The 13,577-nt window shown below is 64.5% G+C and carries 16 protein-coding genes; 6 read left to right on the forward strand and 10 right to left on the reverse strand.

What is annotated here, in order from left to right:
* Positions 1-130: 130 nt before the first annotated feature.
* The 4 genes from NCS67_RS12160 to NCS67_RS12175 form a co-directional block, all read right to left on the reverse strand.
* Positions 131-1,420, reverse strand: coding sequence for an MFS transporter (locus tag NCS67_RS12160; RefSeq protein ID WP_250435291.1), 1,290 nt, complete (start codon positions 1,418-1,420; stop codon positions 131-133).
* 170 nt (positions 1,421-1,590) lie between these two features.
* The gene (locus NCS67_RS12165; RefSeq protein WP_250435292.1) at positions 1,591-1,908 is read right to left on the reverse strand and encodes a high-potential iron-sulfur protein; all 318 of its coding nucleotides are present in this window, start codon (positions 1,906-1,908) and stop codon (positions 1,591-1,593) included.
* A gap of 132 nt (positions 1,909-2,040) precedes the next feature.
* Positions 2,041-3,141, reverse strand: coding sequence for an NAD(P)/FAD-dependent oxidoreductase (locus tag NCS67_RS12170; protein WP_175979601.1), 1,101 nt, complete (start codon positions 3,139-3,141; stop codon positions 2,041-2,043).
* Between the two features lie 185 nt (positions 3,142-3,326).
* Positions 3,327-4,304 (reverse strand): AAA family ATPase, encoded by a 978-nt coding sequence (locus tag NCS67_RS12175; protein ID WP_008352674.1) that lies wholly within the window; start codon positions 4,302-4,304, stop codon positions 3,327-3,329.
* 330 nt (positions 4,305-4,634) lie between these two features.
* On the opposite strand from NCS67_RS12175, the gene NCS67_RS12180 reads away from it, so the two are divergent.
* Positions 4,635-5,156, forward strand: a complete 522-nt coding sequence (locus tag NCS67_RS12180; protein WP_250435293.1) for a hypothetical protein — start codon at positions 4,635-4,637, stop codon at positions 5,154-5,156.
* A 50-nt stretch (positions 5,157-5,206) separates the two neighbouring features.
* Positions 5,207-6,013 carry an endonuclease/exonuclease/phosphatase family protein gene (locus NCS67_RS12185; RefSeq protein WP_008352672.1) on the forward strand — a complete coding sequence of 269 codons (807 nt, stop codon included), beginning with the start codon at positions 5,207-5,209 and terminating at the stop codon, positions 6,011-6,013.
* Between the two features lie 6 nt (positions 6,014-6,019).
* Here NCS67_RS12185 and NCS67_RS12190 read toward each other — a convergent pair whose 3' ends face one another.
* On the reverse strand, positions 6,020-6,415 hold the full coding sequence (locus tag NCS67_RS12190) for a response regulator (RefSeq protein WP_008352671.1): 396 nt from the start codon (positions 6,413-6,415) through the stop codon (positions 6,020-6,022).
* Positions 6,416-6,604: 189 nt separating this feature from the next.
* On the opposite strand from NCS67_RS12190, the gene NCS67_RS12195 reads away from it, so the two are divergent.
* A complete protein-coding gene (locus tag NCS67_RS12195; protein ID WP_175979604.1) occupies positions 6,605-7,201 on the forward strand; it encodes an alpha-ketoglutarate-dependent dioxygenase AlkB family protein in 597 nt (198 codons plus the stop codon).
* Between the two features lie 6 nt (positions 7,202-7,207).
* On the opposite strand, the gene NCS67_RS12200 is transcribed toward NCS67_RS12195, so the two are convergent.
* The gene (locus tag NCS67_RS12200; RefSeq protein WP_008352667.1) at positions 7,208-7,597 is read right to left on the reverse strand and encodes a RidA family protein; all 390 of its coding nucleotides are present in this window, start codon (positions 7,595-7,597) and stop codon (positions 7,208-7,210) included.
* 129 nt (positions 7,598-7,726) lie between these two features.
* On the opposite strand from NCS67_RS12200, the gene NCS67_RS12205 reads away from it, so the two are divergent.
* Positions 7,727-8,221 (forward strand): MgtC/SapB family protein, encoded by a 495-nt coding sequence (locus NCS67_RS12205; RefSeq protein WP_051996639.1) that lies wholly within the window; start codon positions 7,727-7,729, stop codon positions 8,219-8,221.
* On the opposite strand, the gene NCS67_RS12210 is transcribed toward NCS67_RS12205, so the two are convergent.
* The 3 genes from NCS67_RS12210 to arsC all read right to left on the reverse strand — a co-directional run bounded on the left by NCS67_RS12210 (position 8,218) and on the right by arsC (position 10,475).
* Positions 8,218-9,390 (reverse strand): GGDEF domain-containing protein, encoded by a 1,173-nt coding sequence (locus NCS67_RS12210; protein ID WP_250435294.1) that lies wholly within the window; start codon positions 9,388-9,390, stop codon positions 8,218-8,220. The two genes, NCS67_RS12205 and NCS67_RS12210, sit on opposite strands and share 4 nt — an antisense overlap.
* 246 nt (positions 9,391-9,636) lie before the next feature.
* Entirely contained in the window at positions 9,637-9,927 is a 291-nt protein-coding gene (locus NCS67_RS12215; RefSeq protein ID WP_008352663.1) for a hypothetical protein, read from the reverse strand.
* Positions 9,928-10,052: 125 nt separating this feature from the next.
* Entirely contained in the window at positions 10,053-10,475 is a 423-nt protein-coding gene (gene arsC / locus NCS67_RS12220; protein ID WP_008352660.1) for an arsenate reductase (glutaredoxin), read from the reverse strand.
* Positions 10,476-10,883: 408 nt separating this feature from the next.
* Here arsC and NCS67_RS12225 point away from each other — a divergent pair, with 408 nt between their 5' ends.
* Entirely contained in the window at positions 10,884-11,186 is a 303-nt protein-coding gene (locus NCS67_RS12225) for a hypothetical protein (RefSeq protein ID WP_250435296.1), read from the forward strand.
* Between the two features lie 202 nt (positions 11,187-11,388).
* The gene (locus tag NCS67_RS12230; protein ID WP_250435298.1) at positions 11,389-12,204 is read left to right on the forward strand and encodes a DUF72 domain-containing protein; all 816 of its coding nucleotides are present in this window, start codon (positions 11,389-11,391) and stop codon (positions 12,202-12,204) included.
* Positions 12,205-12,211: 7 nt separating this feature from the next.
* Here the strand turns inward: NCS67_RS12230 and gudD are convergent, their stop codons facing one another.
* Positions 12,212-13,543 (reverse strand): glucarate dehydratase, encoded by a 1,332-nt coding sequence (gudD, locus tag NCS67_RS12235; RefSeq protein ID WP_008352656.1) that lies wholly within the window; start codon positions 13,541-13,543, stop codon positions 12,212-12,214.
* Between the last annotated feature and the right edge of the window lie 34 nt (positions 13,544-13,577).

The following is a 13,577-nucleotide window of genomic DNA, read 5'->3' on the forward strand; positions in this document are numbered from 1 at the left end:
AACCATTTTCCGCCCTCGCATTTGCACGACGATGGGCCGATTATGACCGCCAACGTTCGCCCCATGCCACCTGTCCGAACGGGTTAGGAAGAATCGCCTGCCCGCGCCCGGCCGTGTAGTCGGCTTGCGCCTAACGCGTGAGGTCGCGCGCTTCGTCGACATCCGCATGGCGCGTCGCCGGGATGCACGCCACCGCGATCAGCGAGAGCACGAGCCCGCCCATCACATAGAACGTGGGTGCGAGTTGCGATTCGGTCACGCGGATGAGCCACGTCACGATGAACTGTCCGAAGCCGCCGAAGATCATCACCGCGATGTTGTACGCGAGGGAAAGCCCTGTCGAGCGCACGTGCGCCGGAAACAGCTCCGCGATCAGCGCGCCGAACGGCCCGTAGTATCCCGACAGCGCGATCGACAGCAGCGCCTGCACGACAACGAGCCGCATCACGCTCGGTTCCGCCGCGAGCCACGCGAAAAGCGGATAGATGATGACGAGCGTGATCGCGAGCGACCACAGCGACAGCCCTTTGCGCCCGATGCGATCCGACCACGCGCCCGTGACCGGCGACAGCACCGTCAGCAGAAGATTGCCGACGATCAACGCCGTGAACGACTGACCGAACGGCAGCTTCAATTGCTTGACGGCGAACGTCGGCAGATAGGCGATCAGCACGTACACGCTAACCGTCAACGCGATCACCGAGCCGAGCCCGCACAGCACCTCGCGGCCATGCGTGCTGAACACTTCGCCGAGCGTCGCGCGGCGCGCGGTTTTCTTCGCGTGCAGGAACGCTTCGGTGTCGGCCATGTTGCGGCGAATGTACAGCCCGACCGGCCCGATCACGAGACCGAAGATGAACGGCACGCGCCATCCCCATGAATCGAGCGCTTCGGGCGACAGTCCGCGCGAAATCGCCGAGCCGACGATCGCGCCGAGCAGGAGCGACGCCGCCTGGCTCGCCATCTGGAAACTGCCGTAGAAGCCGCGCTTCGAAAACGGCGCCGCTTCGATCAGCAGCGCGGTCGAACTGCCGAACTCGCCGCCAGCGGAAAATCCCTGCAGCAGCCGCGCGAACACGATGACGAGCGGCGCGCCGATGCCGATCGCCGAATAAGGCGGGGCTATCGCGAGCAGGAGAATGCCGAGCGTCATCAGTCCGATGACGAGCGTCAGCGCCGCCTTGCGCCCCGCGCGATCCGCATACAGGCCGAGAACGATGCCGCCCACGGGACGCATCACGAACGCGACGCCGAAGGTCGCGGTGGTCAGAAGAATCGACGAATAATCGCTGCTGCTCGGAAAGAACAAGCGGGCGATGACGACCGTCATGAAGCCGAACACGGTGAAGTCGTACCACTCCAGCGCGTTGCCGATGACCGCCGCCATCACGGCGCGCGCGTTCAATGCTCTTCCTGGCATGCGATCCCCCAAGGTCAGTGGGTGTCCGCGCTTTAAAGATGCGAACGCGCAGCTCTTTTTTCCTTGGCGAGTGTAAAGACGGTTTTTCTCCCGATCAAGCTAATTGCGAACGAAGAAAAGCGCGCCGTGCCTTTCGGCCGGGCGCGCTTCGGCTCGGGCGCGAGCCGCGCTTATGCCTTTTTCACATAGGCGCTGCACCAGCCCTTCGCCGCGACCTGCTTGTTGCTGAACATCGGGCACGGCGCGTAGGCGTCCGTCGGCTTGCCCTGATAGAACTGACAGTTGCCGCAGTCCTGCCCGGCGGCGTACTTCGCGAACTTGGCCTTGTCGACCTTGCTCGCGTCTTCCTTGTAGCCGAGTGCCTGCGCGGTGGGATCGCTTTCAGCGACTTTCGGGGCGTCGGCGGAGAAGGCCGCTTTCGAGCCGAGCGCGAACGTCGATGCGACGCCCACGCTGGTAATGAGAAACGTGCGACGTGATGTCTTCATGGTGACTCACTCCATGTTGTATTGGGGGATAGCGCCGTTCTTGGCGACGGCGATACCCGAGCATAGCAACCTGAAAGCGAGTCGACGACGCCAAATGTTAGAGATAAGGCATGGCGGAAAGTCGCATGACAGTCAGCGCGCCATGTCGGCGACGCGTTCGGCGATCGCGAGCGATGCCGTCAATCCCGGCGATTCGATGCCGAAGAGGTTCACGAGTCCCGGCACGCCGTGCGCCGATTTGCCCTGGATCACGAAATCCGCCGCCGCCTGGCCCGGACCGGACAGCTTCGGACGGATGCCCGCGTACGCGGGTTGAAGCGCGTCGTCGGGCAGACCCGGCCAATACGCGCGGATCGCGGCGTAGAAGGAATCGGCGCGACGCGGATCGACGTCGTAATTGAGCGCCTGCACCCATTCGACGTCCGGACCGAACTTCGCCTGCCCGCCGAGATCGATCGTCAGATGCACGCCGAGGCCGGCTTCGTTCGGCATCGGATAAATGAGCCGCTCGAACGGCGCGCGTCCGCTCACGCTGAAGTAGTTGCCCTTCGCGAAGTAGAGCGGCGGCACGTGACGATCGTCCAGTCCGCGAATGCGCCGCGCGATCTCGTTCGCATGCAAGCCCGCACTGTTGATGAGAAACGATGCCCGAAAGCGCGCCGGCGACTCGCCACCCGTCTCGACGATGAAGCAGCCTTCGCGCGCATCGATCGACGTGACCGGCGTATGGAACACGATATTCGCGCCGTGATTCTCCGCCTCGCCCTGCAGCGCGAGCATGTACTGATGACTGTCGACGATGCCCGTCAGCGGCGACCACACCGCCTCGACGCATTGAAGTTGCGGCTCCATCTCGGCCGCCTGTGCGCCGCTGATGCGCACGAGTCCCTTCACGCGATTCTCGATGCCCTTCTGTTCCAGCGCCGCGAGTTGCGGCACCTGATTGCGCGCCGTCGCGACGAGCAGCTTGCCGCATTGCCGGTGCGGCACGCCGTGCTCCTGACAGAACGCGTAGAGCATGTCGCGCCCGCGCACGCACAGTTCGGCCTTCAGCGACCCGCGCGGATAGTAGATGCCTGCGTGAACGACTTCGCTGTTGCGCGAGCTCGTGCCAATGCCGATGCCCTCGCCCGCCTCCAGCACGATGACTTCGCGGCCGCGCTTGGCCAGCGCGCGGGCGATCGCCAGTCCGACGACGCCCGCCCCGATTACTACGCACTCGATCCGATCCATGTCTTCTTCCGCGGCAGATTTGTCCCAACTATTTTACGTTCGGGACTATTGCGCGTTACACAACAAATGCACGCCGATTAGATCGTTTTCCGGTGCAATTCAGAAAAAGGCAAGAATCTGGCCGCCAGATGTCAAAAACGACAGGTTTTGGCGGCCTTTCCGGCAATTTCGCGAACGGCGCGCTTTCAGAAGCCGATCGCTTTTTTGCGCAGGTTGCGGTCGATCTGAATGTCGCGCGCTTCGACGTGATGCCGTCCGTCGATACGCGCGTTGCCGAACGCGTTCAGCATCGCGCGCCGCATGCCGCGCGGCGACGCCTGCGTGAGCGCGTCGAGCGGCGCGTCGCCGAGTGTTTCCGGAAAACGCGCGCCCCACGAATGAGCATTGCGGATTTCGGCGTAAATCGACTGCGCGATGCGCCGCGCGCCGTCGCGATCGGGCGGCGGAATTTCGTAGACGTTCATGCGATTCATCAGGGGCTCGGGAATCGCGCGCGCGTCGTTGGCCGTCGCGATCCACACGACGTTGCCCGCGTTGATCGGCACTTCGGCGAATTCGTCGACGAAAGTCTGCGCCGTGTCATGCTCCAGCAGCGCATAGAGCGCGCCGAGCGGATCGTATTGCGCGTCGCCGGTGGCCTTGTCGATTTCGTCGACGGTCATGACGGGATTCGCGTAGCTGCCGTTCACGAGCGCATCGAACACCTTGCCGGGCTTCGCATTGCGCCATTGCGACGACGCCCCCGACAGGATCCAGCCCGCCGTCAGCGAGCTCATCGCGACATAGTGATTCGACGTGCCGAGCAGCCGCGCGAGCTGCTTCGCGAAGTGCGTCTTGCCGATGCCCGGCTCGCCGAGCAGCAGCATCGGCATGAGTTCGAGGCGATCGTCGGTTTCGAGGCACAGCGCGATCTGCTTGCGGATATCGGCGAGCGGCTCCTCGAAATTCGGCAGATCCGCGGCGAGATCGTCCACCGACGGCATGCGGTTCGGCTTCACGCAGAAACGCAGATTACCCACTTTGAGCATTTTTTCGTAAGTGGCGCGCAAGGCGTCGTTCGCGCCTTCGGAGAGATCGTTGAGCGCGGACTCCACATCGTCGAGACTGTAGACCTTGCTGAACGATGCCACTGCGAGTTCCTGTTTGACCACGGCCGTCGTCATGTCATACCCCGTCAATTTTTATGGTCGACGAGTCCAGTGTATCGACGCCAAAACCGCACGCAAGCGAGCAGTCGAACGCGTGTGCTGCTAATCGCGATGCGCGCAAAGCGTGCGAGTATCATCGTCGGACGACGCGGCGAGCGGGTTCGAAATCTGCTTCGCGTCAGGCCAGGTTGAGATTCGTTTCGTTCGTCCACAATTGTGTGTTGCGCGGTCTGGCTGAACCGTACCTGCGCCGCCGTGTCACAACGAATTCGCCGGAGAACGCCGATCCAGCGACGCGCCAGCCGCGCCGCCATCCGAACAGTCCGCGCGCAGGAGTCGCTTTCAATGCATAAAACGATACGCACCGTCTTTCTGAATGCCGCGCTCATGACAGGCGCCGGTCTTGCCGCGCTTAACGCGCAGGCGCAGACCGCGCCATCGCAACCGGTGACCTGGGAGTTGCAGGTCGTGCGCGACGGACAACAGATCGACTCGTTTTCCGGCACGACGAACGTCGGACAGGCGCGCACCGACACGCATCACAACAAGGTGCAGAATCGCGTCGGCTGCGCGGATCAGCCTGCCGGCGACATCGATCTGCAACGCACCATCACCGTTTCGCCGACGCGCGCGAACGCCGACGACATCACGCTCGCCATCGACGCGCAGGAAACCTTGCAGGACGACAGCTCGCGCGCATCGCCCTCGGGCTGCAAGCTGCCGCCGGTGCCGCGTCAGGTGAGCGGATCGCATCCGGGCTTGGCGCTCAAGCCAGGCGAATGGGCGCAGTGGCAGCTCATCGACAGCAATCCGTCGCTCGCCTACCGGGTACGCGCGAGCCTGGGGTCGCCGGCGGCGGCGCAATGACAACCGCGGTGACATAGACTCAAGAGGCCGCCGCTCGAGACAAAGAACGCATGCGAAACCCAGAACATCTTCCGCCAGGCCCGTCCGCTCATTCGGCCACGCCGGATTTCACGGCGGTCAGCTGGAATCTGCACAAGGGCCGCTCGCCCCTCGGCCTGCGCGCGTGGACCGCGATGCAACGGTGGGTTCAGACCACCAACGCCGACGTCTATTTTCTTCAGGAAGCGATGGCGCGGCGCATGCCGCAGCCCGTGCTCGCAAGCGGCTTCGGCAAGCCGTTCGACGCGCCGCTCGACGATGTCTGGCATTGCCAGGCGACCGAGATCGCCACCGCGCTCGAATTGCAGATCGCGCTCGGACCGAACGTGTTCAAGCCGTCGTGGCGGCATGGCAATGCGATTCTCTCGCCGCATCCGCTCGATCTTTCCGGGCGCTGGGACATCTCCGCGCATCGTTTCGAAAAGCGCGGATTGCTGGTCGCGCGCGCGACCTTCGCCGGTCAGGCCATCACATTGCTGTGCGCGCATCTCGCGTTGACGCGGCAGGCGCGGCTGCGTCAGATGAACTGGATCGCGCACTGGATCGCGAAGGAAGCGCCGGAAGGTCCGCTCATGCTGGCGGGCGATTTCAACGACTGGCGCAACGACTCCGTGCCGCTTTTCGGCGAACTCGGCATGAGCGAAGTCGCGACGATGCTCGGCGAATCGGGCCGCACGTTTCCGGCTTTCTCACCGGCGCTCGCGCTCGACAAGATGTTCGTGCGCGGCCTGAAGCCGGTCGAATGGCTCGTGCCGACGCAGGACACCGCGTGGCTGTCCGATCACCTTCCGTACATGGCGCGGCTGCGCGTGGAGTGAGCGCGCTCAGGGCTTCGTGAGCAGCGCTTCCAGATCGGCGATGGTGACGGGCTTCGTCAGATGATGATCGAAGCCCGCGTCGAGCGCGCTGCGACGATCGGCATCGCTGCCCCAGCCGGTCAATGCAAGCAGCAGCGCGCTTCGGGTCGCGTCGCGCTTTCTCATTTCGCGCGCGACGTCGAAGCCGCTCATGCCCGGCAATCCGATATCGAGCACGACAACGTCCGGTTTGAAATCGTCGAGCGATGCGAGCGCGCGCGGGCCGTCATGCTCGGTGCGGACTTCATGGCCGAGCGCTTCGAGCAGCATCGACATGGCAAGCGCCGCATCGACGCTGTCGTCGACGAGCAGGATGCGGCGGCCCGGCACCGTGCCGCCGCTTGCTTGGGCGGTGGTGTTCATGCAGTTCCCCGTTGCCGTCGTCGCGCGAAAAGGCCAAAGCGGATGTTCCGACCCTCGCACGACGTTATTGAGATGATTGGGGCAATGTAGCACAGCGGGTTCGCGGGCAAGAAAACGACTCCGCAATCACGCCGCCCGGCGGCTCTGCTATCGTGAACGTTCCTTCCGCCGCCGTCTCGCACCACAGTCATGTTCGATCTCTTCGACGACATTCCCAAGCCCGACATCGCGTGGCATCCGGACTGGATCGACGCCGACGCGGCTTCCGATCTGATGGGCGCCCTGATCGCGGAAGTCGCCTGGCAGCAGGACACGATGACCACGCCGGGCGGCCGCGTGCCGCTGCCGCGCCTGACCGCGTGGCAAGGCGAACCGGACGCGGTCTATGTCTATTCCGGCATCCGCAATGTGCCGCAGCCGTGGACGCCCGCCGTCGCGCAACTTCGCGAGCGCGCCGAGGCCGCCTGCGATGCGCGCTTCAACAGCGTGCTGCTCAACCGCTATCGCAGCGGCCTCGACAGCATGGGATGGCATGCCGACAAGGAACGCGAACTCGGGCCCGAGCCGGTGATCGCATCGGTGAGTCTCGGCGCGACGCGCACCTTCGAGTTTCGTCACGCGCGCACGCACGCGACGCACACGCTCGCGCTCACACACGGCAGCCTGCTCGTGATGCGCGGACGCACGCAGCGCGAATGGGTGCATCGCGTGCCGAAAGAGCCGGGGGCGCGCGGCGAGCGCATCAATCTCACTTTCCGCTGGGTCGATGCGTCGAAACGGAAGTAATCGCGCTCAAGGACGTTTCGCGACGAAATCGATCTCCACGAGCGCATCGCGCGCAAGCCCCGTCACGCCGATGCACGTTCGCGCCGGCAGCGGCTTCGGCAGAAAGTATGAGCGATACACCGCGTTCATCGCGTCGTAGTCGCGCTTGAACTCGGTCAGAAAGATACGCACGCTGACCACATTGTCGAGCGTCAGCCCGACGCCGTTCAGCACGAGAATCAGGTTGTCCATCACGCGGCGCGTCTGCGCGGCGACGCCTTCGGGCAACGGCGCGCCGTCGTCGTTCGGATCGGTCGGCATCTGACCGGTGAGGAACACCCAGCCGTCGGCTTCGGCTGCGTGCGAGAAAGGGCCGACGGGCGTCGGCGCGGCATCGACCATCGTGAATTTCGGCATCTGAGTCACTTCGTCTCCCCGTTTTGCGTTCGATATAAAGCAGAACCGGCACGTTAGCGCGCCAAAATTGCGCGCGCGCCGGCGCCGCATGCGAAGATGGCCCGGCTTACGATTACCTTTTCACACGCGATGCTTCCCTATCCCATTCTCGCCGACGCCGTGTTGCGCATGCTGGCCGCGATGCTGATCGGCTGCATCATCGGCATCGATCGCGATCTGCACGGCAAGCCGACCGGCATGAAGACGCTCGGGCTCGTGTCGCTCGGCGCGTGCATCGCGACCATGTGCGCGCAAGGCTTCTCGATGACGCTCTCCAACGACGCCGACGTGTCGCGCGCCGTGCAGGGCATCGTGACGGGCGTCGGCTTTCTCGGCGCGGGCGTGATCCTGCAGAATCCGCGCGAGAATCGCGTGCGCGGGCTCACGACGGCGGCGTCGATCTGGGTGACGGCGGCGGTGGGCATCGTCTGCGGACTGGGCGTCTGGAGCCTCGCGTTCATCGCGATGATCCTGATGATCGCGCTGCTCACGATCGGGCGCGTCGTCGAGAAGCGTCTGTTGCGTCGCTGGATGAGCAAGCCGGAAGACGAACGCCAGAAATACGCGGACGTCGAAGAGGCTTAGGCGAACGCGTCGGCGGCGGGCGCTTTCACGCGATTGCGGCCCGCGACCTTCGCGGCATAGAGCAGGCCGTCGGCGCGCGCCATCAGCGATGCGAGCGGCTCGCGCCCGTCCCACATCGCAATGCCCGCGCTGAATGTGTAATGCAGCAGGCCGCCGGGCGCGGCGCACGGCGTCGCCTCGACGGTCTTGCGCAGCCGCTCGACGAGCGCGGTGACATCGTCGATGCGCGCCGCCGTGCAGAAAAGACAAAACTCCTCGCCGCCGATACGCCCGAACGCATCGTCTTCGCGAATGCGCGCGCGCACGATCGACGCGAAATGGCGCAACACTTCGTCGCCCGCCGCGTGACCGTAGCGGTCGTTCACGCTCTTGAAGTGATCGATGTCGATGACCGCGACGAACTCGCGCTCGCCTTCCTGCCGCGCCCGCGCGAGACGCTCGCCCGCGCCGGCCAGCAATGCCTTGCGCGAAAGCGCGCCGGTGAGATCGTCGAAGCGCGCAAGCCGTTCGAGCCGCTGCGCGAGACGGTCGTGCGCCATCATCACGAGGCCGATGCACAGCGACGGCAGCACGAGAATGCCGAGCGCGAGAAACGTGATCTGCATCACGCCGGGCTGCAGCAGCGATGTCTGCGCGGGCGGCTCCACGACGTAGATCGCGCCGCGCACCGTATGGCCGAGCGCGCCGAGCGCCGCCGCGCCGGCGACGAACAAGTAGTTATAGCGCGGCCGTTCCCTCGGACGCTCGATCAGCACGCGTCCGGCGATCGCGAAATCGCACGCGGCATGAAACGCCGACACGATCACCACGCGCGCATTCACATCCGGCGTCACATACGTGAAGTAGACGATGCCCGCCATCACGCCGAGCCACATGATCCAGCCGGCCCAGCGCTGCGCGGGACGCATGCGAACGTCGAAGAAATCGTTGCAGCCTTCGTAGATGAGCAGGACCGTCGCGGCGAGCAACTGATTCGCGACGACGATGCCGAGCCACGCCGGCGCCACGTTCTGCACGGCAAAAAGCAAGAGCGAAACGATTGCGATGACGTTCGCCCCAAGCCAGCGCGGCACGCCCGCAATCGCGTGCGAGAGCAGCGAGATCAGCACCAGTATCGAGAGGATGCTCGACAGCGCGGTGACGACGAGAATGCTGACGGGACTGAACATCGCTGAAAGTGGACGGGATATCGCTCGTGCTTTGAGCAAACGACGCCGCACGCGCGGTTCGACGAAAGGTTCGCTAAAAGGGATTCGCGGCGAAAGAGCACGAGTATCCGACAACACCGACGTGTTTACGGCTCGAATCGGCGTGCCTTGAACAGGTCGACCTGCGTCATGGCGTCGCATGACGCATGTAAAAACGCGGCGCAGCCTTTCGGCGCGCCGCGTTCGAACGCGGATTCCCGCGCGCTTTTACCATTCATGACGCTCGCGCCAGCGTTGCTCGCGGCGCATCTCGTGATGCCAGCGGCGCTCGCGCCATTCGTGACGACGCCATTCGCGCTCGCGCCAGCGTTCGTCGCGATCGCCGTATCCATATCCGTAATAGCCGACCGGCACCGCGGGCTGCGCGTACACGGGCTGCGTGTAGACCGGCACGCCCACGCCCACCGCCACATCGACGTGCGCGTTCGCCGATGCCGATATCGCAAGTGCCGCGAGCCCCGCCAGCCCGATCGCCGTACCAAGAAGTTTCTTCTTCATGCCGCTTTCTCCTTGCACCGAGTGCCGTGTGAGTCAGTGCAGTCTAGAAAGCGATGACGGATACAGGTGCAACGGGTTTGCCAGAAAGGTAACGTCAGGTAACGGTCAGCGAAAACGAAGGTGTCCTAGCGCACACGCTTGCCGGAACCGTCGATGACGACTTCGCCATCTTCCTTCGTGAACGGCCCCTTCTGCGCTTCGGGCAGGATATCGAGCACGAGCTCCGATGGCCGGCACAGCCGCGCGCCCTTCGGCGTATCGACGAACGGACGGTTGATGAGAATCGGATGCGCGAGCATCGCGTCGATGAGTTGTTCGTCGCTGAGGCTCGGATCGTCGAGGCCGAGTTCGGCGTATGGCGTGCCCTTCTCGCGCAGCGCTTCGCGCACCGACAGTCCCGCGCGCGCGATCAGCGCAACGAGCGTCTCGCGGCTCGGAGGATGCGTCAGATACTCGATCACCGCCGGCTCGATGCCCGCGTTGCGGATCAGTGCGAGCGTGTTGCGCGAAGTCCCGCACTTCGGGTTGTGATAGATGGTGACGGTCATGGCGGCGATGTCCCTGCGTTCGTGGATTAGCCATCGCATTCTAGGCGATGGCGCGATCGACAGCTTCGCGTCACGCACGCGACCGCGAGCGCCATGCGCGTTCAATTGTCCTGTTCAATCGCGGAGCGACGGCCTATAACGAAGAGTGCAGCGCGGCATGCGTCTTCTGCGGACCCGCGGGTCCCATTCGCCGGCAAGCGCACCGGCGCTCCGTCTGCATCACATTCGAACAAGTCCGGGAAACCCGCCGCGGCAGGCTCGCCGGGAACCGGCGCCAATATCCGCTCGCCAGCGCCATGCATGGCACATGCAGCACTCGTGGCACGTTCCGTGCGGATCAACGATTCGAATCAGCGAACAGCGTTGCGCGGCGTACACGCGAACGCGCCTTTCGATCAAGGAGTCGACATGAAATCACGTATCGCCATGGCGGCGCTCGCCGCCTCGTTACTCGCCACTGCCGGTCTCGCATCGGCTCAGCAGTCCTACTACCGCACCGCGCAGGTTCCGGGACAGGCCACCGCCGACACCTGGACCGATCCCGGCGCGCCCGCGCAAAACGCCATGCAGGGCCAGTCGACCGACACGTCCTACGGCGGCTCGCCGATGACACGCGGCGCGGCCGGCGCAACCACGATGGGCACGATGGACAGTCCGGCCTCCAAGCCCTGCACGCGCGGGCCGCAATGCAATATCTTCTTCGGCCAGTGAATTTTTTAGACTGCGCCAGCATAGGTGCATGACCCGGCGCGTCCGTTCGGTGAGAACGGACGCGCTTCCCTTATCCACGGAATGGCCAGCATGCACTGCGACGAATCTCCCGCACCTCTCTTCGACGAAGGCTTCAACCAAGTCGTGACCGAGACGCGCGAGCCGGACGGTTCGCTCGATGCCGGCCGGAAGTAAGCGCGCGATGGCCACCTCGAAAAGCAAGACCGCGCGCATTCGCGTCGGCGTCGGCGGATGGACGTTCGAGCCGTGGCGCGGCACGTTCTATCCGGACGATCTGCCGCAAAAGCGCGAACTCGAATACGCGAGCCGCGCGCTGACGTCCATCGAAGTGAACGGCACGTTCTACGGCGCGCAAAAGCCCGCGACGTTCATCAAGTGGCGCGACGAAACGCCCGACGACTTCGTGTTCTCGCTGAAGGCGCCGCGCTACGCGACGAATCGCCGGGTGCTCGCCGAAGCGGGCGATACCATCGAGCGATTCTTCGGCAGCGGCGTGCTCGAACTGAAGGACAAGCTCGGCCCGATCAACTGGCAATTCGCGCCGACCAAGACGTTCGATCCGGAGGACTTCGAACGCTTTCTCGAACTGCTGCCCGCGAAAGTGGAAGGCCGCGCGATTCGTCACGCGGTCGAAGTTCGGCACGAGAGCTTTTGCGATGCGGCCTTCGTTGCGCTCGCGCGGAAGTATCGCGTCGCGGTGGTCATCGCGGGGGATTCGAAGTATCCGCAAATCGCGGATATCACCGCGCCGTTCGTCTATGCGCGCATCATGGGCACGACCGACAAGCAGGCGAAGGGCTATGCGAAAGCGGCGCTCGATCGCTGGGCCGAGCGCGCGAAGACGTGGTCGTCGGGCGGCTCGCCGGACGACTTGCAGACCTTCGGCAAGGCTGCGCCGAAAGCCGCATCGCGCGATGTGTTTCTCTACGTCATCAGCGGATTCAAGGAGCGCAATCCCGCGGCGGCGATCGCGCTCATCGAACGTCTGAAAGGCTAAAGAACCTCTAGCGGACGAGACACGGCTTCTTGTTGTCGAACTTCCAGTTCGGAATCAGATATTGCATCGCGACGCCGTCGTCGCGCGCGCCGAGTCCATGCTGCTTGTACAGTTCGTGCGCCCTCTCGACTTCGTCCATATCCAGTTCGACGCCCAGGCCCGGCGCTTCCGGCACCTTCACTTTCCCGCCGACGATCTGGAGCGGATCGCGCGTCAAACGCTGGCCGTCCTGCCAGATCCAGTGCGTGTCGATAGCGGTGATCTTGCCCGGCGCGGCAGCGGCGACGTGCGTGAACATCGCGAGCGACACGTCGAAGTGATTATTCGAATGCGAGCCCCACGTCAGGCCCCAGTCGTTGCACATCTGCGCGACGCGCACCGAGCCTTGCATCGTCCAGAAATGCGGATCGGCGAGCGGAATGTCGACCGATTGCAACTGGATCGCATGACCCATCTGACGCCAGTCCGTCGCGATCATGTTCGTCGCCGTCGGCAGGCCGGTCGCGCGGCGGAATTCCGCCATCACTTCGCGGCCGGAATAGCCGTTTTCCGCGCCGCACGGATCTTCCGCGTAGGCGAGCACGTCGTGCTTGTCGCGGCACAGGCGGATCGCTTCGGCCAATGACCACGCGCCGTTCGGATCGAGCGTCACGCGCGCATCCGGAAAACGCTCGGCGAGCGCCGTGACGGCTTCGATTTCCGCATCGCCCGCGAGCACGCCGCCCTTCAGCTTGAAATCGTTGAAGCCGTAGCGCGCTTGTGCCGCTTCGGCCAGACGCACGACCGCCTCAGGCGTCAGCGCGACTTCGGTACGCACGCGGTCCCAATCGTCCTTGCCGTCCGCGCCGGACGCATACGGCAGATCCGTCTTGTGGCGATCGCCGATGTAGAACAGATAGCCGAGCATTTCCACTTCATCGCGCTGCTGGCCTTCGCCGAGCAAGGCCGCGACGGGCACGCCGAGATGCTTGCCGAGCAGGTCGAGCAGCGCGGCTTCGAGCGCGGTGACGGCGTGGATCGTCGTGCGCAGATCGAAGGTTTGCAGGCCGCGGCCGCCCGCGTCGCGATCGGCGAACTTCGTGCGGACCTGATTCAGCACCGCATGCAGATTGCCGACCGATTGCCCGACGACGAGCGAGCGCGCATCGTCGATCGTCTGGCGGATGTTCTCGCCGCCCGGCACTTCGCCGACGCCCGTGTTGCCCGCGCTGTCCGTCAGGATCACGAGATTGCGCGTGAAGAACGGACCGTGCGCGCCGGACAGGTTCATGAGCATGCTGTCGCGGCCCGCGACCGGCACGACGCGCAATTCGGTGACTTTCGGAGTGTTCGTGGACATGAGCGTGATCCTTCCCAGAGAGGTTGAAGCGGGT

The organism is Caballeronia sp. ATUFL_F2_KS9A, from assembly GCF_023630765.1.
Taxonomy (GTDB): domain Bacteria; phylum Pseudomonadota; class Gammaproteobacteria; order Burkholderiales; family Burkholderiaceae; genus Caballeronia; species Caballeronia zhejiangensis.